This is a genomic window from Wolbachia endosymbiont (group A) of Pogonocherus hispidulus (assembly GCF_964028195.1).
Lineage (GTDB): Bacteria > Pseudomonadota > Alphaproteobacteria > Rickettsiales > Anaplasmataceae > Wolbachia.
Genome location: NZ_OZ034750.1, coordinates 76,962 through 97,471 on the forward strand (window position 1 = coordinate 76,962; position 20,510 = coordinate 97,471).

Consider the following 20,510-nt stretch of genomic DNA (forward strand, 5'->3'; position numbering starts at 1 on the left):
CTTTAAACTTCTTTTTCACTTGAACCCTCTCTGTTGATCGTTTTATTTATCTTATTTACAAATAGTTTAAACTCTCTTAATTCATGATCAGGCAATTTTACTTCAGTTTTATGCGCTATCGTAAGCGGATCGATGTGTTTGCCGTTATATATAACTTCGTAATGTAAATGGGGTCCTGTTGCAACACCAGTGCTACCAACATAGGCGATGACCTGCCCCTGCTTTACTTTAGAGCCTAACTTTATATCGCCACTAAATCTACTTATATGCGCATAACAGGTTGAATATTCATTTTTGTGTTTTATTTTGATGTAATTTCCATAGCCACCATTCTTTCCTATATATTCTACCACACCCTCTGCAGCAGCGTATATGGGAGTGCCAAGCTTAGCTGCATAATCCACTCCTTTGTGAAAAGCAATTTTACCGCGAACAGGATGCTTTCTATTGCCAAATTTTGAGGATATGCGATAATCTCCATTTAAAGGATTTGCAAAAATTTCGCCATTTTTTAAGCTTATTCCTTCTTTATTAAAATACCTTTCTTTGCCGTCTTGCAATTTATAATGATATAAACTAATAGCTTTCTTGTTTATTGTCAGTGAAGCATATAAAATCTTTTCTTCAGTCTTCTGATTACTGAGCGATCTCTCAAAAAGAACCTCCAATTTACTCTTCGGCACAATGTCTTTTTTAAAATCAACACCAAAATCTTTATATATGTTGATCAATTTTACCACTGTATTTGGCGCCAACCCTTGCTCAATTCCCGTGGCAAAAAAGGAAGATTTTATGGTACTGGACATGAATAATAATCTTCTATCATGGTTACTTTCTGTCACCTCAAAATCCTCTCCTGTCATTCCAGCGCTTGACGCTGGAATCCAGTTGGTGTGTCCATTTGTAATTGAATTTTCTGGATCCCAGTGTCTAGGCACACAACTGTACGAACATTGCAATTTGCGGGTGGTGTCATTCCAGTGCTTGACACTGGAATCCAGCTCTTTGACTGACAATGCTGCATAGTGTGCTTGAATTTTTCTGGATCCCAGTGTCTGGGCACTGGGATGACACCCTACACACTGGAACAGCACTGCAAGATCTGTTGATGTTTCAGTAGCATATGCTGGTAAAATACAAAGCAATACAAATATTACCAGCCTCATAGCTTATCAACAAAAGTAAAATTACCTTCCACATACTGTACATCATCATTATCTTCTAATTCTTCAACCAATGTGGATAATTTATCGATCAACTCTTTATCGCTAATTTCAACTAGATCCTTTGGTTGCCACGAAAGACGAGCAAGTTCTGGTTCTCCGAATTTTGCATAAAAGGCATCGCGTACTTTACCAAAATCTTTTATTTCACAAGTTATAACGTGTAATCCTTCTTTGTCATTTTCCTCAACATTCAATACTTCTAACTCGATCCCATAATTAAATAAATCATCAAAATTCACACCCTCTGCTTTATAGACGATTAAGCCTACATGATCGAAAAGGTAACTAACACTTCCTGTTTCTCCCAAGTTTCCATCCTTGCGAGAAAATATATAACGTACCTCAGAAGCAGTACGGTTGCGGTTATTAGTCAAGGCATGGACAATGAGTGCAGTGCCAGAAGGCCCATGACCTTCATATTGGATTTCCTCATAATTTTCTCCAGCAACGTTACCAGTTGCATTTTTTATTGCTGTTTCTATTTTATCTTTTGGTAGATTTTCCTTGCGCGCAGCAAATATAGCAGAGCGAAGGCGCGGGTTGAGTTCGGGATCGGGTAGCCCTTGCTTTGCAGCAACTGTTATTTCTCTAATGAGCTTCGTAAATTTTTGAGAGCGCTTTGCATCCTGAGCACCTTTTCGGTGTTTTATATTTGAAAATTGTGAATGACCAGCCATATTCAAATAGTTAAAAACCTAATTATATATCAAAGCATAGAAAAAACTAAAGCAAATTTTCAAGCCTCCGGCTTGGCATCTTGCAGGTTTTCTGCTAATAACATACTCTCATACTGTTCAGCTTCTAAGTCAAGGCCAATAGCTGAATGGGCTGCTATTAAATAGTTAATAGACTTAGAAAAATATTTAGAATCCTTATAGCTTGCTATATTCTGGAAACGCTTAATTGCTGCTAAATATTCACCACGCCTCAGGTAAAATTTACCGATAGAATACTCTTTTATTGATATATGTTCTGTGATTAATTTTGCTTTTTCCTTGATCTCATCTATATATTCGCTGTCTGGGAAAAGGTTAATGTACTCTGTAGCCAGCTCTAAAGTTTTATATGCAATTTGCTGTCCAAGCTGCACTTTATTAATTTGCATGTAATAAAATAATACTCTTAAGTAGTATACATATGGTAAATCTTCACCATTTGGATAAACATATATATAATCATCCATATCACTTGCAGCACTGCTATAGTTACCCATATTATAATGAGACACACCAGATAATAATTTTGCTTTCCTTGCCCAATAAGAGAAAGGGTACAAATCCTCTATCTTTTGAAATGCCCTAATAGCTTGTTTATATTTTTTCTGGTCAAAAAGTTCAACTGCTTCTTCATATAGTTCAGTTTCAGTTTTTTCAAGATCATTCGCATGTGACTGCACAAAGGAACAAACCAGAAAAATAAAGCACGTGATTAAAGTCTTATACATAAGATTTTTTTCGATCAAAATAAAGTATAGACCTAAATATTACTTAAATAAATAAATTTCTTAGGCAATAGCCGGCCCTTCCTCTTTATAACTACGGTCAGAACTACCTGCATTCCTCGATTTACCTTGTCCTTCCACTTTTGGATCTTTCAGCGTCTTGCTATAGGAACGTATAGTTAATATCTGTACAACCATAAAAAGTGCAATACCTATCAAGCCTAAAGTAGGCCCAACAGCAGGATTTAAGGATGATGCTAATGCCATTAACATTATCCTTCTTATTAAAAATATAGAAGAACCAGCAAGCGCCAATCCGGTTACAGACATATTGCTAGTTTTCTTGCTAGATTTCTCATCAAGATTAGATTTTTCTGTTTCCTTTTTCTTATTTTTTTCATGCTCACCAATATAAGAAGCAAGAGTTACAAGAAAAGCAATTGCATTGGCAAGAAATAAAATTGCATCCTCTGCTGCTTCAAGTGAAGATGTTTCACCCATTATCATACCTACAATAACCAGTGCAGTTGTTATAGCCTCAATATAGATCAAACACTGACCTATATCAGAAATATTGTGCTCTTTTTCCTTTACTTCCTCTCCATTTTCAATATTCTCCAACTCTCGTTCTTTTTGTGCTATTTTCCTATTATTGTAAATTAAATATAGCGTACAAATAAGAGATAGGACCATAGAAGGTAATATAGTGTGGCTTAGCGCGCCACTTATCACGCCAAGTAATACCTGATCGCTACATGTTTTTTCCAGTTCAATCGCCATCAGCAATGCAAATGGGACCATTGTTGCCAATGATACACATTGTCTATATAGCTCTCTTTTTTTTAGTGTTAATAGCTCTTGTTCTAGCTTCTTCTTTTTTTCTGCTTCTCCTACTTTTAGCATTAATAACTCCTGTTCGAGTTTCTTCTTTTTTTCCGCTTCTTCTTTTAGTGTTAATGACTCTTGTTCTGACCTTTCTTTTTTGACTTCCTTATCAACTGTCAGCCAAAAATCTCCAGGAGAAAACGTAGTCTTAGGGTTACCAGTCATATAGATCCCGTTGATTTATGAACTAATATATTATACAGGATTTTAACTATTCAGTCAATATTATAAAAATGTTAACCACTTTTGTATATTAACTGTTTCTCAAGAAATTCAGTCAACCTGTTTGATGCCGGCTAGGATATAATTATAGCCTGACCACATAGTTATAATAGCTGCAACCCATAAACAAATCACACCTATATATTGAATCATATCATAATCGTTCATTATTAGCGCTACTACAGCAACCATCTGTAGAAACGTTTTAATTTTTCCAGCTTTGCTTACAGGTAGACTAACATTTGTAGCTATCAAAAACTCCCGCAAACCCGAGACTAATATCTCCCGACAGATGATGATAATCGACGGTACTATTGTAAAATCATTTATCTTTTGCTTATAAATTAGCATAATTATCGTTGAAACCACTATTAATTTATCAGCAATTGGATCAAATAGCTTGCCAAACTTTGATTGGACTTTCCACGCACGCGCCAGGTAACCATCAAAAAAATCTGTAATGCATGCAAATATAAAGATTGATATTGTTATCAGGCTTGCATATTTATTTTCTATATAAAAACTTAATATTATTGCTGGTATTGCAAGCGCACGAGAAATTGTAAGCAAATTAGGCACGTTTTTCTTAAGCATGTAATACCATTCTACGTAGTAGGTAAACTTATACAGAAGTACACCAGAGTTCACAAGCTAATAGTTTACAATTGAACATTCATAAAAACTCCATATACTTAAAAAATACAAGCTTAAAATATAAGGATGTAATGATGAACGATGATTTAGATAGTACCACAAAACAAGAAGCACTTAAGTATCACAGTAGAGGTGGTAACCCTGGTAAAATTTCAATCATGCCAACAAAACCTTTATCTACCCAGTATGATTTGTCACTTGCTTATTCCCCTGGCGTTGCAGCTCCGTGCCTTGAAATAGCTAAAAATCCTGAGGTTGTTTATGATTATACGGCAAAAAGCAACTGTGTTGCTGTCATTTCAAATGGCACTGCAGTGCTTGGACTTGGTAATATCGGTCCTCTTGCTGCAAAACCTGTCATGGAAGGCAAAGCTGTTTTATTTAAGCGTTTTGCTGATATTGATGCAGTTGATATAGAAGTTGGTACAGAAAATATAGAAGATTTCATCAATGCAGTAAGGTACCTTGGGCCAAGTTGGGGGGGGATAAATTTAGAAGATATAAGATCTCCCGATTGTTTTATAATAGAGAAACGTCTGAATGAACTGATGGATATTCCAGTATTCCATGATGACCAGCATGGAACTGCGGTGGTTGTTGCAGCTGGCATAGAAAATGCTCTTGATATTGTTGAAAAGAAATTAGAGGGCGTTAAGATCATTATGAATGGTGCTGGAGCAGCCGGTATTGCATGTTTAGAAATACTAAGCTCCATGGGCGCTAAAAATATAGTGCTATGTGATAAGCAAGGAGTAATATACAAAGGTAGAAACGAAGACATGAATGAGTGGAAGGAAAAATATGCAATTGATACTTCCGAACGTTCTCTACTTGATACAATAAAAGGCGCTGACGTATTCATCGGACTATCTGCAAAAGATGTGTTAAATGAAGAGATGTTAAAGAGTATGGGCAAAGACCCGATTATTTTCGCTCTCGCCAACCCCGATCCAGAAGTAAGGCCTGAGTTTGCAAAATCTGTGAGGCCAGATGCAATAATCGCAACTGGTAGGTCAGATTACAACAACCAAGTTAATAATGTCATGGGTTTTCCTTATATATTTAGAGGGGCGCTTGATGTACATGCAACAACAATAAATGATGAAATGAAAATTGCAGCTGCAGATGCAATAGCAAAGCTTGCCCGTGAGCCAGTACCAGGTGAGATATCTGCAGCCTATGGTGGTCGTAAAATGAGCTATGGACGTGAATATATAATACCTACTCCATTTGACCCAAGATTAATTTCTATAGTATCTCCTGCTGTTGCAAAAGCCGCAGTTGATTCAGGTGTTGCAAGAAAGGCAATACAAGATTGGAGTAAATATGAAAATCAATTAAAATCTCGCCTTGCTAGTGCACTTAACACGCTGAATCTACTGTCTTCACAATATTAGTAACCATATAATCAATAATTCAATTGCACCCAGTCATTTTAGATTTATAATGAAAGTATTGTAATTTAAAGCAAATCAATGACTATTGCAATTCACGAATTAGAAAGGATCATCAAACAATCGTTCCCCGACGCTGATATAAAGGTTCATGACCTTGCTGGAGATGATGATCATTATCATTTAAAAATAACCTCCAAGCGCTTTCTTGGAAAGACAAAAATAGAACAGCATAAAATGGTATATAAAGCTCTGGAAGGTCAGTCTATACACGCCTTGCAACTGGAAACTAATACTTAAAAATAAGGTGAATTTATGAGCAGTTTTGAACAAATAAAAAAAGATATAGCGGAAAATGATGTGGTGTTGTACATGAAAGGCACTTCTGATTTTCCTCAATGCGGATTCTCTGGACTCGTCGTGTCAATCCTAAAAAAATTGAACGTGAAGTTTAAGTATATTAACGTGTTGGAGAATGATGAAATACGTGAATCTATAAAAAAGTTTTCTGATTGGCCAACAATTCCACAATTATATATAAAGGAAGAGTTTATCGGTGGTTGCGACATCACTCGCGAGATGTACGAAAAAGGCGAACTGCAAAATTTATTGAAGGAAAAAAAAATTATTGCGGAATAAGTACCAAGAAACCAGTGCCCAGACGCTGGATAACGTAGTATAAGCTATGAAAAAGGATCTTATGTCTTAAACCTTATCACCAGGCTTAACAAATAGGTGGCCCAATACTATTAACTTTATGGGTTTACCTTCGTTATTTGCTACTATCCAAACCCCATCGCTCTCATGATCAACAATTTCTATTGGTGCAAATATTACATAATTATTGTCATCAACAATCTTTATTCCAAGAGCACCTTCGTCACTTAAGCTCAGGGCTGAAGAAGGAACTTTATATGCAAATCTTTCGCCTGAAGGTAGTCTTACGTTGGCAGTTAGTCCCTGCAAGGATATCATTTTATTATTAATTACCTTGACCTCTACCCTATAAGACCCAGTTTTAGGCTCAGCAATTTTACTAATAAAACTTACTTCACCTGCCAATTCTTTTCCGTCCAGTAAATTAATTTGAGCTGTGCTGCCTAGCTCTATTTTATTTACTTCATTTTCCGAAACGTATAACACTACAAGAATTTGATCGAAATCGACCACGTCAGCTATTTTTTGCCCAGCATTAACAAAATCCCCTTCGTTTGCATTGATTTTATCAATATAACCATCTATAGGAGATTTGACTGCAGTATTTTCTAAATCCAATTCTAGCCTTTTTAGGTCAGCTTTTGCACTTTGTAACGCAGTAAAAGCTGCTTCTACTTTTATTTGTGCTCCATAGCCTTTTTTATTCAGTTTGTGAGAGGAATCATACTCAATTTCACGCTGCTTTAATAAAGCTTTGGCTTTCTGAGCTTGCTCAATCCTGTCATAATCTTCTATCTTTAACACTACATCATCTCTTTTTACCTTTTCACCATCAGGTAAATAAATAGCAATAATCTTACCACTTATTTTTGAGACAAGGCTAGCTCTATGTAAGGGATTTACTGTACCAGAAAAATTTAAATATATAGTGCGGTTTTGCGGCGCACATTCTTGAGTTTTTACTGAAAAGCTACTAGTTGCATTATCACTATGAACCGCCTGATCTTTTTTTAAAAATGCACTGCTGATAAAAAACAGTAGAATAAAAGCAATACTGGAAATGATGATTACTTTATTTCTCATCTTTAAACAATAGAATTTGTTGACCAATCTTGTTAGAAACAACTGCATAAATTCTCGAATTAGAAATGTAAGTATAATACATGCACCATTGTCACTCCATAAATAGTTTTATATGAGAACAAACACAAGATTTTCCTACAATAAGTAAGTTTTTTATTGCTAAAATGCAATTTTTAATCGAATAAAAATGTAAAATTGCAAACAAAGTTGTGCATAAGATTGGATTTAAAAAAATCTCGAAAAACATACTAAAACTTTTAAATAATAACTTTATATCTAGTGGCTTTGCCTTCTCCAAGACGCTGTAAGTATTTCATCCCTAGCAGTTTCTTTGTAATTGCCTCTACTGTTCTTGGAGGAAATCCTAGAGCTTCTATAGCATCTTTTCTACTAAATTCTTTATCTGCAAGGCTAAGTGCCCATTCCCAGAAGAACAATTGTTTTCTTGATAATAAATATTCAGTATTCTCCCTCTCAAGAATATAATGCGCCTCATTTGCTTGCGTTTTGAGCACATTAAGAAAAAATATTAACCATGGGGAAATATCTTCTTTGCCACTTTTCCAGCTACTTTGTGTTTTATTAAGCGCTAAATAGTAATCAAGTTTGTTAGTTTCAATTATCTTTTCATGTGATACAATAGATACAAAATCATAACCCTGCTGCAACAGCATTAAATTAGTCATCAATCTACTAGTTCTGCCATTCCCATCTTGAAAAGGGTGTATTGCCAAATACTCAAAAACAAAGTTAGCAACAATAATAAGAGGATGCTTAAATTTATTATTTAAGGACCAGTGATACCAATCAATAAGCTCTTGTACTTCCTTTCTAACAAGGTAAGGTGGTGTGGGATCAAAAATTATACCAACAACTTTTCCATTCTGATCTTTTGCCTCAACTCTATTAGAACTTGCTTTGTATTTTCCTCTATGATACAAATCTTTTTCACTATAAAGTAGCATCTGGTTGTTAATGTGCAATATTGATGACTCACTAATTGGAATATCCGTATAATCATGAAATATTAGTTTAAGCATTTCTAAGTAGCCAGCAATTTCTTGCTCATCTCTATTTTTAAATTTTTTGACACGTAGGTTTTTATATAGATCCTCAACTTCTTTATCGGTTAGACGATTTCCTTCAATACGGTTAGAAGCGCCAGAAGATGTAACAATAACTGAATGAGTTAATCTTTCAATTGTTTGTGGTAGTAGTTTTTTCGTTACCTGCCAGCTATTTTTAACACTATCAACTGCAGCAATTAACTCGTACACTTGCTCAATCACAGGCCCTTCTAGGTTGAGACGTGTACTAAGACGAAAATTCTTCCAGTTCATATTCTTCTCACATGCATATTATGTGAGATAATGTGAGATAATGTGATAAAAGTCAATAGTAAGCTTTATATGCACAGCAGAGCTAACTACAAAAATTATATATTTTCAAGTGATCCTAACCATATCAAAAACTACAGGGCAAAGCTGTTGGAGGAAGGCTTAATTAGTTAAAAATTTCAATCTTATGTAAAATATTGTCTTATTTTGTAATTTTCTTGTTGACTAACGAGACGATATCTACTTTTCAATAAACTCCATTTGCATTTCTTGTATATTACTTTCTATTTGCTCTATTTGTTCTATCAACCTTTCCTCTAAGTCAAGATTACCGCTCAGCCTCGCTTCGGTTCTTTCTTTTCGTAATGCATTTAATTCTTTTAGTAACACTATATTATTCCACACAATTTCTGCAGATTTTCTCTCGTTCAGTTGGCTACTTAGTATGCTAGTTTTTTCAAATACATACTTTATAACGTTACACTGTTTCAATTCTTGCTCTTTATCGAGTTTGCTTTTGTTACTTATTACATCAATTATACGCTGTTGTAATCTTTTCATCTCATTAGTAAATTCAAAATGAGAAAATTGCTCAAAAAATATAGGACGGTTCAAGATTTCAGGAAATTCTACGGCTATACGCAAAATTATGGCCTGATTTTGCTCTGTTTCAATTAGCTCTGGAGATTTGTTATGAAGATACTCACCTTGTGTTGCTCTAGTTTTACTATTAAAAATCTGTTTTTTGAAGCTACTTCTTAGTTCACTAGCCTTATTGTAAAAATAATCTCTGTAATACCTTCTAATACTGCTGTTGCTAATAGTATTTACATATTCCATGAACTTGTGCTCAAGAATTGAATATTTTTCCGGAGCAAGTTTTTCATAATTTTGCAAATTGCTATCGATTATGTGATGCCATAAGTATTCAGAATGCAGTTTTGTTGAATGGTCAAGAGCAGTCAATACGTCTTCTTTCTTGTATTCCAGTTCGTTACATATATCGTATGGATCTTTATTACTCGGCAAAGTCACAAACTTTAACGTGTATCCAGGCTCTAATATTGGCAGAGCAAGTTCTGCAACTCGGGTAGCAGCATGACGTCCAGCACTATCGCCATCCATACAGATGGAGATTTCTTTAGCAAATCTCCATAGATTTTTTATCTGTTCTGCAGAAATTGCGGTACCAAGCGGAGCAACTGCATTATTAATTCCCGCTTGATGTAGCGCTATAGTGTCCATATATCCTTCAACAACAAATATGTGCTGTTTTTTACGTATTTCGCTTAAAGCAAAGTTTAATCCGTATAAATTCTCCCTCTTCTTGAAGAGCTGACTCTCTGGGCTATTTAAATATTTCGGCTGTTGCTCAAAGCTCAGCGCACGTCCGCCAAAACCAATAACTCTCCCTGCAATGTTGTATATAGGAAATATCAGCCGGTCATAAAAATAATCACGAAAATTTTTATTTATTAATCCGACATTAATCAAAATTCTGTCTTCAATACCTGAAGAGTTTAAATACTCTTTCAAACCAGAGCTTGGTGCATAACCTATCTTAAATTTATCTATGATTTTAGGTGAAATCTTACGCTGCTTTAAATAATCTACAACACCTTGATTTTTTTGTGCAAACCAATTTGCAGCTAAATCAAGCGCTAAAAATAGTTTATTGTCCTCTTTTGTAATACTAAGATTTTTGGGCAGTTCAACACCTGTAACCGATGCTAATCTTTCCAATGCTTCTTTAAAGCTTAATCCTTCAGTTTGTGAAATAAATTCAAATGCATCACCACTAGCTGAACAACCAAAACAGTAATATAACCCCTTAGTATTGCTCACCGAAAAAGATGGGGTTTTTTCGTTATGAAATGGACAGAGCCCAACAAAACTATCTCCTCTTCTTATTAGCCTGACTTTTTTACCTACTATGTCAGATAATAATAATTTTGATTTTATAATATCTATGTGATCCATCTTATTGAATTAGTAGTAGGATAAAAATTATATAGAATTTATGCACATCTGACTCGAAATTTATTTCAAGGCTCGCAAAAAATCAGGACAGCTTGACAAAGAACCCAAAATAAATTACTCAAGAATCATGAATATAATTAAAGAAGGTTGATTTAAAGTAGGTACAGTAAATAGTTTTCTTGGATAGCTACTTAGATGACAAAAGAAGGGCATTTGAGAATGAAGAGGAACTATAGCTCCATAAGGTGTCATGCCAGTGCTTGACACTGGCATCCAGGAATTTTGATTGGACACTGAGCTGGTGAGCATAAAAGTAGCTCTTTTATGCTAAAATGAACGTCTTTGACGAGATTGCATGGATCCCAGTGTCTGGGCACTGGGATGACACCCTTCCTTGGTGGACTAAAATCGCAACGTTCGTACAGTTGTGTACTTGACACTGTAATCTATTCAATTTATTAAATCTTATCTGCTTTAATTATATCATTTAATTAGTATAAAATTAATTATTTATATGTTAGATGTAGTATCAATTGCTTCAGATCATGCTGGTTATGAATTAAAATCAGAAATAAAACCTTACCTGGAAGCCCTAGGTTATAGAGTGGTAGATCAAGGCTGCACTGCTAAGCAAAAGTGTGTAGATTACCCAGACTATGCTGTTAAAGTTGTAGAAGATATAACAAGCAAAAAAGCAAATTATGGGATATTAATTTGTGGTACAGGTCTGGGCATGAGTACTGTGGCAAATCGTTTTGAAGGAATCTACGCTGCTTTATGTAATAGTGTTGAGATCGCAAAATTAGCTCGCGAGCATGGCAACGCAAATGTACTGTGTCTTGGTGCAGGATTTACTGCGAGTGGATTAGCAAAAGACATAGTCAAACAATTCCTCGAAACAGAATTTTCAAAAGAAAGCAGACATAAAAAACGCCTTGATAAACTTAGCAATATAGCCTCTAAGAAAAAAAAAACAAAAACTTATAACGAAGATGAAATATCAAAATTCGCTAAAATGGCAGGTGAATGGTGGGATGAGAATGGTAAATTTAAGCCATTGCACATGATGAATCCTATTAGAGTATCTTACATTATTGAGAAAATAAAAGAGTTAAAAAAATGCGATTTAAAAGAATTATCATTGCTTGATGTTGGATGCGGTGGTGGCATTTTGTCAGAGTCAATGGCACGCGTTAGCATTAACGTTGTGGGAATAGATGTATGTGAAGAAAACATCAAAGTAGCGCATTCACATGCGAAAAAAGTAGGGTTAAATATAGAATACATGCACACCAGCATTGAAGAGCTAAGCAATGACAAGAAGTACGACGTGGTTCTGTTGATGGAAGTAGTTGAACATGTGGATAATTTAGAGCTTTTCATGAAGAAAGCAATAGAGCTGCTAAAACCGGAGGGGTTAATCTTTATATCCACAATAAATAGAACTATCAAATCCTTCTGCCTTGCAATAATTGGTGCAGAGTACATATTAAATTGGCTGCCAAAAGGTACGCATAACTGGAATAAATTTCTCAAGCCGTCAGAAATTGCAAATCACTTAAGAGAAAATAATGTAACGCTGCAAAACATGGCTGGCATGGAGTACAACGTAATAAAGCGTGAGTGGAATCTAACTAAAGGTGTGGATGTTAATTATATACTCTGTGGAAACATTGTAGTTTGAGACGGTTCTAATATCATCCGAGTAGCTTGACTACTTGGATCCAGATTGGACACTGAGTTGGTGAGTATAAAAGTATAGCTAACGCGAGCTCTACGTCATACCGTCACGAACCGTCATACCGCGATTCATTCGCGGTATCTTAGCCGCTAAAACAAAGCGGGATGACAGCAGTCCTACGTCATACCGTCACGGTATCTCTAGATCCCGCTAACAAGTAGCAGGATGACGAGTTACTATACCGCCGCGGTATCTCTTAGCCGCTAACAAGCAGCGGGATGATGGTTGTCGTTTAGCTATAAATGTTTAAGAAATTTACCAAACGAAAAAAAAGGCAAAAGAAGCCCCAGTTACTATCTATTTTCAGTATTTGGCGTTTTTTAAGCCTTAAACGCTGCAATTTAGCTGCTTTTAAGTGCAACTAACCTCAGCTAAAATGTTTAAGAAATTTACTAAGCAGAAAAAAAGGCAAAGAAATCCCGTGGTAATTAGTGTTCACTCTCTAATCCTGCAAATTGGCGTACTATACTGTCTTAAACGACTTATAAGCGCGTTTCAGCTTATGTAGGTAAAAACCCAGAAATATTGTGAAGACATAAGGTGCACATAGTGCAAAAAATTAAAAATAAGACGCCAACTACGTTGTTTTCTTGCTGTTTAATCTGCACAGATGAAGATAACTGAATACCTTCAGTTTCATGATAAGGGGGCTGGCGGAGTTTGTCAAGGAAGTTTTTTCGTTTCTATGTTGTCAGCTACTTGGATGACACCATCTGCTGTACGGATTGCTTTCTAAAACAAACGTTTGTATAGTTATACATAGTGTACTACATATTGATTTTTATTACTAGCACAGATACGATAAAGCTTTAAGCACTGCATAATGGAACAATTCGAGAACTTTTACATCACCACGCCAACATATTACGTAAATGACAAGCCACATATCGGGCATGCATATACCTCTCTTTTGTGTGATGTTGTGGCAAGGTTCATGAAACTAGCTGGGAAAAATGTCAAATTTACCACCGGTACAGATGAACATGGACAAAAAATAGAAAAAGCAGCTAAAGCAAAGGAAATGCAGCCAAAAGAATTTACAGATGAAGTGAGCGTTTCATTTAAAGAATTGGCTAAGTTCATGAATTTTGAGTATGACGATTTTATTCGCACTACGGAGGAACGTCACAAAAAAGCAGTTATAGCTTTATGGAATAGACTTGAAGAGAGAGGACAAATATATTTGGATTCCTATTCGGGTTGGTATTCAGTTCGTGACGAAGCATTTTATCAGGAGTCAGAGCTGATAGATGGCAAAGCACCAACAGGCGCAGAAGTTCAGTGGATAAAAGAAGAGAGCTACTTTTTTCGCTTGTCAAACTGGCAAGACAAATTGCTAGAGCTATATGAAAATCAACCAAATTTTATCTTTCCTGAGAGCAGAAAAAATGAAGTGATATCGTTTGTAAAATTAGGGCTCATTGACCTTTCAATCTCTCGCACTAGTTTTAACTGGGGAATAAAAGTACCAGGTAATGACAAACACGTAATCTATGTCTGGATAGATGCATTAACCAATTATCTTACATCAATAGGTTTTCCTAGTACTGAAGGTGAAGAATATAAGAGGTTTTGGGCAGAATCCAAAACGCAGATTCCAGTGTCAAGCACTGGAATGACGCCGAACCTAGCTGACAGCTCTTTCAACGTTCATGTAATCGGCAAAGACATATTGCGCTTTCACGCTGTATATTGGCCGGCTATCCTCCTTGCAGCAGGTTTGCCACTACCAAAACAAGTAGCAGTTCATGGTTGGTGGCTAAACGAAGGAGAAAAAATATCCAAGTCCCTTGGTAATGTCATAGATCCAATTGGCCTCGCTCAAGAGTTTGGTGTTGATCAGCTACGCTATTTTCTCCTCAGGGAAGCAAGCTTCGGCCAAGATGGCAACTTTAGTAAGAAAAATATGATCAGCCGGATAAATTCAGAACTGGCAAACAACATAGGCAATTTAGTACAAAGAACAATTTCATTTTTACACAAGCAATGTTCTGGAATTGTACCAACAATCGATCAAAGCCTACTTAAAGGTGAAGAAAGTCTTCCAGGTTGCAAAGCTATACTCGATCAAGTGATGAATCACCTATCAAAGTATGAATTTAACCATATCATACTTCTAATCATCAACATCTCTTCTGAAGCAAATGCCTACATAGACAAAAGTGCACCCTGGACACTAAGCAAAACTGACAGAGAGCGCATGAATTTAGTAATTTACAAGTTACTGGAATATATCAGGATAATAGGCATTTTATTGCAGCCAATTGTCCCGAGGTCAGCGGAAATGATACTTGATCAACTGCAAATCCCGAAAGAGCAACAAGATTTAAAATCTCTGTGCAACGCATGCGTAAGCTTAGGCATTACGCTGCCTAAACCTACGCCGGTTTTTTTGAGGGTTGATGCTAAAGAGGAGAAATAGTGTAAAAACTATTTCTCCTGGATGGGATTATCTTTAGTTAACAACGGTGCACACCGCTGTCTACATATTCAAGTTAGGTGGCAAGTGCCTTAGTTACTTTAGCAAAATATGGTTTAGTAACATCAGCATCTATCACTACTACTTCAGTCATTGCCGACTTAACCTTTCCTAGGCTCCATGCAAACCAGCCTTGACCATTTTCTTCTTTAGTTGGCTGACTTTCTGGGCTAGAAATCTCAGTACCTTTTTCATCACCAGATTCTGCATCATAAAATACATCCTGATCCTCAGAAAGACTCATTAAATAACTTTTAGCAGCATCAACATTTAAATGATCAGGTTGCTTAGGAACGTTATCAATATTTAAATAATCCAAACTATTAGCTCGTTGCTTTTGCTCACTGGAAAGAACCTCAAGATTTAAATAATCCAAACGAGTTAGTTCTTGCATGCTAGGTTTAGATCCATCTTCACGCTTAAACTGCTCTTCCGGACTAGAAACCTTAGTACCATAAATCCTACTGTACAAGCTGCTTCCAACGCTGTTAAGTGCTCCTTTTGTATACTCAACTAATGTACCATAAACATTTTTTAATTTATTTCCAGCACTATTAAATTTCCCTTTTACATACTCAACTGATGTGCCATAAGCATTTTTCGCACTACCTACGACATTTTTTAAGTCATTTGCAACATCACTACGGCGCTGCTTAATAGTACTATGAACGCGCCCACTACTGTAGGCTTCTGCTACATATGCAAATGCTTCTTGAGATGCTTCTTTGATATTCTTTATTGCTTGCGGAACAAAAGTTTTCTTGTGTTTAAATTTTTCTATTTCTTCTTTTGGATTATTAATCTCCTCATTTTTTTTATTAATTTCAATTTTCTGCTTAGAAATTTCTTCCTCTTTAGCTTTTACTTCCACTTCTTTTTTAGTCAGCTGGTCATTTTGCCCAGAAATTGTTTGTTCTTGAGCTTGTATCTTAGCTTCTAACTCAGAAATGGTTTGCTTTTGATCCTGTACTACAGCTTCTTTCTCAGAAATTATTTTATTTTTAGCTTCTACTTTACTTTTTTCATCAGCAAGCTGAGCTTCCTTCTCAGAAATTGTTTTGTTCTTACTAATTGCTTTATACGAAAGTGCAATAGTTACAACAGAAAACACAGCATAACCAATAATAAATGGCAAGCCAACACTTAATGCTGCAACTGGAGCTAAGAAACCAATATAAGGAGCTGCAGCAAACACTCCAGATGCTAATAAAGTGAAAGTAGCCAGAGTTCCAGCTATATAATAGGGTACATTGTTTTTATTCATCATCTCACGTATTATAAAATATAATACCATTATAAAAGGATTTTTAAGAAGTTGTCAAGCTATCTTTATATAAAAAAATAATTGATAAACTTGGGAACAAGAAGATTGCTGCCAAGCTATGAACTATGCCTTTCCGTGTAATCTTTAAATGCACCTCTGTTAGAGTCAAAATATAGCTTCACACTGCCAATTGGTCCATTTCTCTGCTTTGCAATAATGAGCTCTGCAATGTTTCTAATTTTTTCCATTTTCTCTTGCCATTCCCGATGTTTATTGTTTCCTTCATTTGGCTGTTTTCTTAGTTCATAATACTCTTCTCTATAGAGAAACATTACTATATCTGCGTCTTGCTCTATGCTCCCTGAATCACGTAAATCAGAAAGTTGTGGTTTTTTATCATCCCTCTGCTCAACAGAACGAGAGAGCTGAGATAGTGCAACAATAGGAATATTTAGCTCCTTTGCAATTGCTTTCAAACCCTGCGTCACTTCCGAGATTTCTTGCACTCTATTTTCATTACTCCTTTTTGTTGTTCCTCTGATTAGCTGCAAATAATCAATGAATACCACTTCTACATTATATAATTGATACAGCAAGCGTATTCTGGTGCGAAGGGCACTAATTGATAGCGCAGGGGTGTCATCTATGATGAAAGGCAGTTCAGATAATTCTGTACTAGTATTGATAAATTCATGCAATTCAAAATCACTAATTCTCCCGGTTAATGCCTTATAATAACTAATCCCTGAATCTATAGTGATCAGCCTTGCAGTTAATTGCTCTGCTGACATTTCAAGCGAGAAAAACGCTACATAGTGTTGCTTATCTGCTCTTTTTTGCAACATCTTACAAGCATTAAGTGCGATGTTTAGCGCCAATGCTGTTTTTCCCATAGAAGGCCTTGCAGCTAAAATTAATAAATCAGATTTTTGTAGACCACCAAGAAGCTGATTTAGATCTTGAAGTCCGGTTGTAACGCCTAGCGCTTCTGGATTATTTTTCAGTGTGCTGATCTTCTCAACTACATCTTTAATTGAACTTGCAAGTTTTATATATGTTTTCTCACCTTGTTTTTTTACTGCCAAATTGAACAATTTTGTCATTGCTTGTTCAATTTGCGCCTGTGCAGGATTTTCAATATCGTAGTTGTAGCTATCACCAACTATTTCTTGCCCGAGCTTAATTAAACATCTCCTTAAGTAAGTATCACGGATTATTCTAGTCAAACTATAGATATCAAGTGCAATACTTGCCTTCGCTGCAAGCTTTGCTAAGTACTCTACCCCACCACATTCGGTAAATGCTTTGTCGTGCTCAAAAAACATCTTGAGGCTCAGTTCATTGGCAATTATGCCATGTTTCCTGGTTTTGGATATTTGCGTAAAAATACTTTGATGTAATGGATCATAGAAATTCTCCGCTGTGATTGTGTCTTCAACCGCATCACAGATTCTATTATCACGAATCATTGCACCAATAAGCATCTGTTCAGCTTCTAAATTATGCGGTAATTTACATATTTCCTTGTCTACACTTCTTGAACCCAAGAGACTAGCTAATTCATTCATTTTAAGTTTTGAGAGTAACTATTGATTATTGTAGAATATTTAGTCCTCATTTGAAAGATGTAAAGGCAAAAAAATTTGACTAATTCCGTGTTGCCTATAGCATTAAAACTTAATGCCCCTGTGGTGGAATGGTAGACACGGCAGACTCAAAATCTGTTGCTTGCAAAAGCATGCTGGTTCAAGTCCGGCCAGGGGCACGTTAAATATTGGAAAGTGTATATATGTTACATAAATTTTTTGATCGTTTATTTTCTATTTTTTCTTCTATAAATGTTGTTCAAAAGGTGAAAAAGGATGAAAATGGAATATGTTATGTAACGGGCCTCAGGCGCTATATATCAGTATTGCTTGATTTAATTATTATCGTTTTGTTCTTGCAGTTTTGCAGCCAAGCCTTAAACCAGCTCTTTACAAACTCAGAGGATAGCAAAATATTAAGTCAAATTGCTGCAAAATACCAAATGCAAGCGCCACTGTCTGCAGAAGAAAAGACAACGCAGAGTAGACTTGTAAAATTAATGATTCTAAATCAAATAGTCCAGTTTATTATGCTCTTTTGCTATGTAATATATATGTGGGTAAAGTTTGCTGCTACACCTGGAAAACTATTATTTGGGCTCAGAGTTGTAGATGCACAAACCTTCGGAAAAATGACTTTAAGGCAAGCAACCAAGAGATTTTTTTCCCTCATACTATCAGTTGCACCATTATTCTTGGGCTTTTTATGGTCAAATTTCAACAAACGCTGCCAAACTTGGCACGATAAGATCGCAGGCACAGTGGTTGTCACGAGTAAAAGCCTCAGAAGGCAGAGCTAAAAACTAAAGAGCTCAAATGAAAGAAGGTAAACTCTAAAGTATACATTTAGTAGCGCTTTCTATGAGAGAAATCGTATTATCTATTCCATAAAGCTTTATGAAAGATCCCATTCTTGGACCGGTTTTTTGGCCAAGTAACGTTTCATATAATAGCTGAAACCAGTCACGTAAGTTGGTATAATCATATTTTTTTCCAATAGAAAATACCTGAGATTGAATTTCTTCAGCAGTAGCAGTTGTAGATAGAGAATGTAAAGTGTCCTTCAAATCTAGTAACGCTTCTTTCTCTTTTGCATTTGGAGTTTTATATGATTTTGTTGGTTTGATAAAATCGTGGTAATACTTTACTGCAAAGTCTGAAAGTCTATCAAGCATTTTATTATTTTCTGGTGTAACGTTCAGTGCATAAGAGGATATAAAACCCCATAGGATCTCTTTGTTTTCAGCATTACAAGCCGCTGCTAGGTTTAAAAGTAGTGAGAAATTTATGCCTGAAGTTTCTATGTTGGGAACATTGCCCCGGTGGATATGCCAGGCGGGATTATCTAATCGTTGTTCTAGTGAAAGATTAGCACCTCGGTCAGGTGTCATTCCAGTGCTTGACACTGGAATCCATATTTTTTCTTCCTGGATCCCAGTGTCAAGCACTGGGATGACAGAAGAGAACTCTGGAATGACAATAGATGATTCTGAAGATTCTGTATTGAGCACATTATCCTTATTTTCATGATAACGCTTAACAAACTCTAGATACTCGTCAGTTGATTTTGGTATCACATCAAAATATAAACGTTTAGTTTTTTTAGGGCTCTGAAAAATGTACAATGCTAAACTCTCTGTTGGTGCGTAAGTTAACCACTCTTCAATTGAAATGCCATTTCCTTTTGATTTTGATATTTTCTTTCCTTCTTTATCAAGGAAAAACTCGTAGCAAAACAGAAGTGGTGGCTTTTCTCCAAGTATTTCACATATTTGACTTGAAAGCACAGCAGATGGAGTTAAATCTTTTCCGTGAGCTTCATAATTTACTCCAAATGCGGCCCACCTCATTCCCCAATCAGGTTTCCATTGCAGTTTACATTTTCCTTTTGTCACTGGAACTTCTATTTTTTCCCCGTTTGGGTCTTCATACGTGATTGTTCCTTTATCTGTATTTGTTTCAATTACTGGAACTTGTAAAACTTGGGAAGTTTTTGGGCATATCGGCAAGAATGGACTGTAAGTCTGCTGCCTTTCTTCCCGAAATGATGGAAGCATTACGTCCATCACTTTATCATAATTTTTCAGCAGGAGTAAAAGTTTTTCATCGTAAACGCCAGATTTATAACACTCTGTTGCACTCCTGAACTCGTATTCAAATTCAAACAAATCAAGAAATTTACACAACAATGAATTCATATGATGACCATAACTTTCATGAGTCCCAAATGGATCTGGGATTATAGTGAGTGGCTTATTTAAGTGCTCTCTTAGCATCTCTTGATTTGGCACGTTATCTGGTATTTTTCGTAAACCATCCATATCATCTGAAACTGCAATGATTTTGGTTTTTATACCAGGAGCTATTTTTTTTAATGCATTTACAACAACTGTAGTGCGGAAAACCTCTCCAAAGGTTCCTATGTGGGGTAAACCAGAGGGTCCATAACCAGTTTCAAATATTATTTCTTTTTTATTAGGAAACTCTTGCAATATTTTTTCTGCTTCTTGAAATGGCCAACTTGTCATTATCTGGGTTAAATTATTAATCAATGTATCTTA

General features: G+C 35.8%; 17 protein-coding genes and 1 tRNA gene. 7 read left to right on the forward strand and 11 right to left on the reverse strand.

Annotated features, from left to right (window positions below):
* Positions 1-2: 2 nt before the first annotated feature.
* From ABWU58_RS00370 to pgsA, 5 genes are all read right to left on the reverse strand, one after another.
* Complete coding sequence (locus tag ABWU58_RS00370) at positions 3-1,166, reverse strand: peptidoglycan DD-metalloendopeptidase family protein (protein WP_410542044.1); 1,164 nt, start codon at positions 1,164-1,166, stop codon at positions 3-5.
* Positions 1,163-1,903 carry a YebC/PmpR family DNA-binding transcriptional regulator gene (locus tag ABWU58_RS00380; protein WP_353283672.1) on the reverse strand — a complete coding sequence of 247 codons (741 nt, stop codon included), beginning with the start codon at positions 1,901-1,903 and terminating at the stop codon, positions 1,163-1,165. Before ABWU58_RS00380 ends, ABWU58_RS00370 begins: the two co-directional genes overlap by 4 nt.
* 59 nt (positions 1,904-1,962) lie before the next feature.
* Positions 1,963-2,670 carry an outer membrane protein assembly factor BamD gene (locus ABWU58_RS00385; RefSeq protein ID WP_353283245.1) on the reverse strand — a complete coding sequence of 236 codons (708 nt, stop codon included), beginning with the start codon at positions 2,668-2,670 and terminating at the stop codon, positions 1,963-1,965.
* Positions 2,671-2,730: 60 nt separating this feature from the next.
* Positions 2,731-3,717 (reverse strand): hypothetical protein, encoded by a 987-nt coding sequence (locus tag ABWU58_RS00390; RefSeq protein ID WP_353283246.1) that lies wholly within the window; start codon positions 3,715-3,717, stop codon positions 2,731-2,733.
* A 108-nt stretch (positions 3,718-3,825) separates the two neighbouring features.
* Positions 3,826-4,368: a CDP-diacylglycerol--glycerol-3-phosphate 3-phosphatidyltransferase gene (gene pgsA / locus ABWU58_RS00395; protein WP_353283247.1), complete on the reverse strand. Its 543-nt coding sequence runs from the start codon at positions 4,366-4,368 to the stop codon at positions 3,826-3,828.
* Positions 4,369-4,502: 134 nt separating this feature from the next.
* On the opposite strand from pgsA, the gene ABWU58_RS00400 reads away from it, so the two are divergent.
* The 3 genes from ABWU58_RS00400 to grxD all read left to right on the forward strand — a co-directional run bounded on the left by ABWU58_RS00400 (position 4,503) and on the right by grxD (position 6,461).
* The gene (locus ABWU58_RS00400) at positions 4,503-5,825 is read left to right on the forward strand and encodes a malic enzyme-like NAD(P)-binding protein (RefSeq protein WP_353283673.1); all 1,323 of its coding nucleotides are present in this window, start codon (positions 4,503-4,505) and stop codon (positions 5,823-5,825) included.
* 78 nt (positions 5,826-5,903) lie between these two features.
* On the forward strand, positions 5,904-6,122 hold the full coding sequence (locus ABWU58_RS00405) for a BolA/IbaG family iron-sulfur metabolism protein (protein ID WP_096641415.1): 219 nt from the start codon (positions 5,904-5,906) through the stop codon (positions 6,120-6,122).
* A 15-nt stretch (positions 6,123-6,137) separates the two neighbouring features.
* Entirely contained in the window at positions 6,138-6,461 is a 324-nt protein-coding gene (gene grxD, locus ABWU58_RS00410) for a Grx4 family monothiol glutaredoxin (RefSeq protein WP_164224629.1), read from the forward strand.
* Between the two features lie 66 nt (positions 6,462-6,527).
* On the opposite strand, the gene ABWU58_RS00415 is transcribed toward grxD, so the two are convergent.
* The 3 genes from ABWU58_RS00415 to dnaG all read right to left on the reverse strand — a co-directional run bounded on the left by ABWU58_RS00415 (position 6,528) and on the right by dnaG (position 10,879).
* Entirely contained in the window at positions 6,528-7,610 is a 1,083-nt protein-coding gene (locus tag ABWU58_RS00415) for an efflux RND transporter periplasmic adaptor subunit (RefSeq protein ID WP_353283248.1), read from the reverse strand.
* Positions 7,611-7,819: 209 nt separating this feature from the next.
* On the reverse strand, positions 7,820-8,902 hold the full coding sequence (locus tag ABWU58_RS00420) for a Fic family protein (RefSeq protein ID WP_353283249.1): 1,083 nt from the start codon (positions 8,900-8,902) through the stop codon (positions 7,820-7,822).
* Positions 8,903-9,139: 237 nt separating this feature from the next.
* Positions 9,140-10,879: a DNA primase gene (dnaG, locus tag ABWU58_RS00425; RefSeq protein WP_353283250.1), complete on the reverse strand. Its 1,740-nt coding sequence runs from the start codon at positions 10,877-10,879 to the stop codon at positions 9,140-9,142.
* 514 nt (positions 10,880-11,393) lie between these two features.
* Here dnaG and ubiG point away from each other — a divergent pair.
* Positions 11,394-12,563, forward strand: a complete 1,170-nt coding sequence (gene ubiG / locus ABWU58_RS00430) for a bifunctional 2-polyprenyl-6-hydroxyphenol methylase/3-demethylubiquinol 3-O-methyltransferase UbiG (protein WP_353283251.1) — start codon at positions 11,394-11,396, stop codon at positions 12,561-12,563.
* An 880-nt stretch (positions 12,564-13,443) separates the two neighbouring features.
* Positions 13,444-15,042: a methionine--tRNA ligase gene (metG, locus tag ABWU58_RS00435; RefSeq protein WP_353283252.1), complete on the forward strand. Its 1,599-nt coding sequence runs from the start codon at positions 13,444-13,446 to the stop codon at positions 15,040-15,042.
* A gap of 73 nt (positions 15,043-15,115) precedes the next feature.
* Here metG and ABWU58_RS00440 read toward each other — a convergent pair whose 3' ends face one another.
* Together ABWU58_RS00440 and ABWU58_RS00445 are read right to left on the reverse strand one after the other, a co-directional pair.
* Positions 15,116-16,363, reverse strand: a complete 1,248-nt coding sequence (locus ABWU58_RS00440) for a hypothetical protein (RefSeq protein ID WP_353283253.1) — start codon at positions 16,361-16,363, stop codon at positions 15,116-15,118.
* Between the two features lie 116 nt (positions 16,364-16,479).
* Positions 16,480-17,931: a replicative DNA helicase gene (locus ABWU58_RS00445; RefSeq protein ID WP_064124936.1), complete on the reverse strand. Its 1,452-nt coding sequence runs from the start codon at positions 17,929-17,931 to the stop codon at positions 16,480-16,482.
* Positions 17,932-18,045: 114 nt separating this feature from the next.
* Here ABWU58_RS00445 and ABWU58_RS00450 point away from each other — a divergent pair.
* Positions 18,046-18,128, forward strand: a tRNA-Leu gene (locus ABWU58_RS00450).
* Positions 18,129-18,152: 24 nt separating this feature from the next.
* Positions 18,153-18,749 carry an RDD family protein gene (locus ABWU58_RS00455; RefSeq protein WP_353283254.1) on the forward strand — a complete coding sequence of 199 codons (597 nt, stop codon included), beginning with the start codon at positions 18,153-18,155 and terminating at the stop codon, positions 18,747-18,749.
* Positions 18,750-18,782: 33 nt separating this feature from the next.
* Here ABWU58_RS00455 and lysS read toward each other — a convergent pair whose 3' ends face one another.
* Positions 18,783-20,477: a lysine--tRNA ligase gene (lysS, locus tag ABWU58_RS00460; protein ID WP_353283255.1), complete on the reverse strand. Its 1,695-nt coding sequence runs from the start codon at positions 20,475-20,477 to the stop codon at positions 18,783-18,785.
* Between the last annotated feature and the right edge of the window lie 33 nt (positions 20,478-20,510).

Excerpts from the sequence above, each read along its gene's own strand:
- ABWU58_RS00370 (WP_410542044.1), bottom strand. The coding sequence starts at position 1,166 with ATGAGGCTGGTAATATTTGTATTGCTTTGTATTTTACCAGCATATGCT.
- ABWU58_RS00380 (WP_353283672.1), bottom strand. The coding sequence starts at position 1,903 with ATGGCTGGTCATTCACAATTTTCAAATATAAAACACCGAAAAGGTGCT.
- ABWU58_RS00385 (WP_353283245.1), bottom strand. The coding sequence starts at position 2,670 with ATGTATAAGACTTTAATCACGTGCTTTATTTTTCTGGTTTGTTCCTTT.
- ABWU58_RS00390 (WP_353283246.1), bottom strand. The coding sequence starts at position 3,717 with ATGACTGGTAACCCTAAGACTACGTTTTCTCCTGGAGATTTTTGGCTG.
- pgsA (WP_353283247.1), bottom strand. The coding sequence starts at position 4,368 with ATGCTTAAGAAAAACGTGCCTAATTTGCTTACAATTTCTCGTGCGCTT.
- ABWU58_RS00400 (WP_353283673.1), top strand. The coding sequence starts at position 4,503 with ATGAACGATGATTTAGATAGTACCACAAAACAAGAAGCACTTAAGTAT.
- ABWU58_RS00405 (WP_096641415.1), top strand. The coding sequence starts at position 5,904 with ATGACTATTGCAATTCACGAATTAGAAAGGATCATCAAACAATCGTTC.
- grxD (WP_164224629.1), top strand. The coding sequence starts at position 6,138 with ATGAGCAGTTTTGAACAAATAAAAAAAGATATAGCGGAAAATGATGTG.
- ABWU58_RS00415 (WP_353283248.1), bottom strand. The coding sequence starts at position 7,610 with ATGCAGTTGTTTCTAACAAGATTGGTCAACAAATTCTATTGTTTAAAG.
- ABWU58_RS00420 (WP_353283249.1), bottom strand. The coding sequence starts at position 8,902 with ATGAACTGGAAGAATTTTCGTCTTAGTACACGTCTCAACCTAGAAGGG.
- dnaG (WP_353283250.1), bottom strand. The coding sequence starts at position 10,879 with ATGGATCACATAGATATTATAAAATCAAAATTATTATTATCTGACATA.
- ubiG (WP_353283251.1), top strand. The coding sequence starts at position 11,394 with ATGTTAGATGTAGTATCAATTGCTTCAGATCATGCTGGTTATGAATTA.
- metG (WP_353283252.1), top strand. The coding sequence starts at position 13,444 with ATGGAACAATTCGAGAACTTTTACATCACCACGCCAACATATTACGTA.
- ABWU58_RS00440 (WP_353283253.1), bottom strand. The coding sequence starts at position 16,363 with ATGAATAAAAACAATGTACCCTATTATATAGCTGGAACTCTGGCTACT.
- ABWU58_RS00445 (WP_064124936.1), bottom strand. The coding sequence starts at position 17,931 with ATGAATGAATTAGCTAGTCTCTTGGGTTCAAGAAGTGTAGACAAGGAA.
- ABWU58_RS00455 (WP_353283254.1), top strand. The coding sequence starts at position 18,153 with ATGTTACATAAATTTTTTGATCGTTTATTTTCTATTTTTTCTTCTATA.
- lysS (WP_353283255.1), bottom strand. The coding sequence starts at position 20,477 with ATGACAAGTTGGCCATTTCAAGAAGCAGAAAAAATATTGCAAGAGTTT.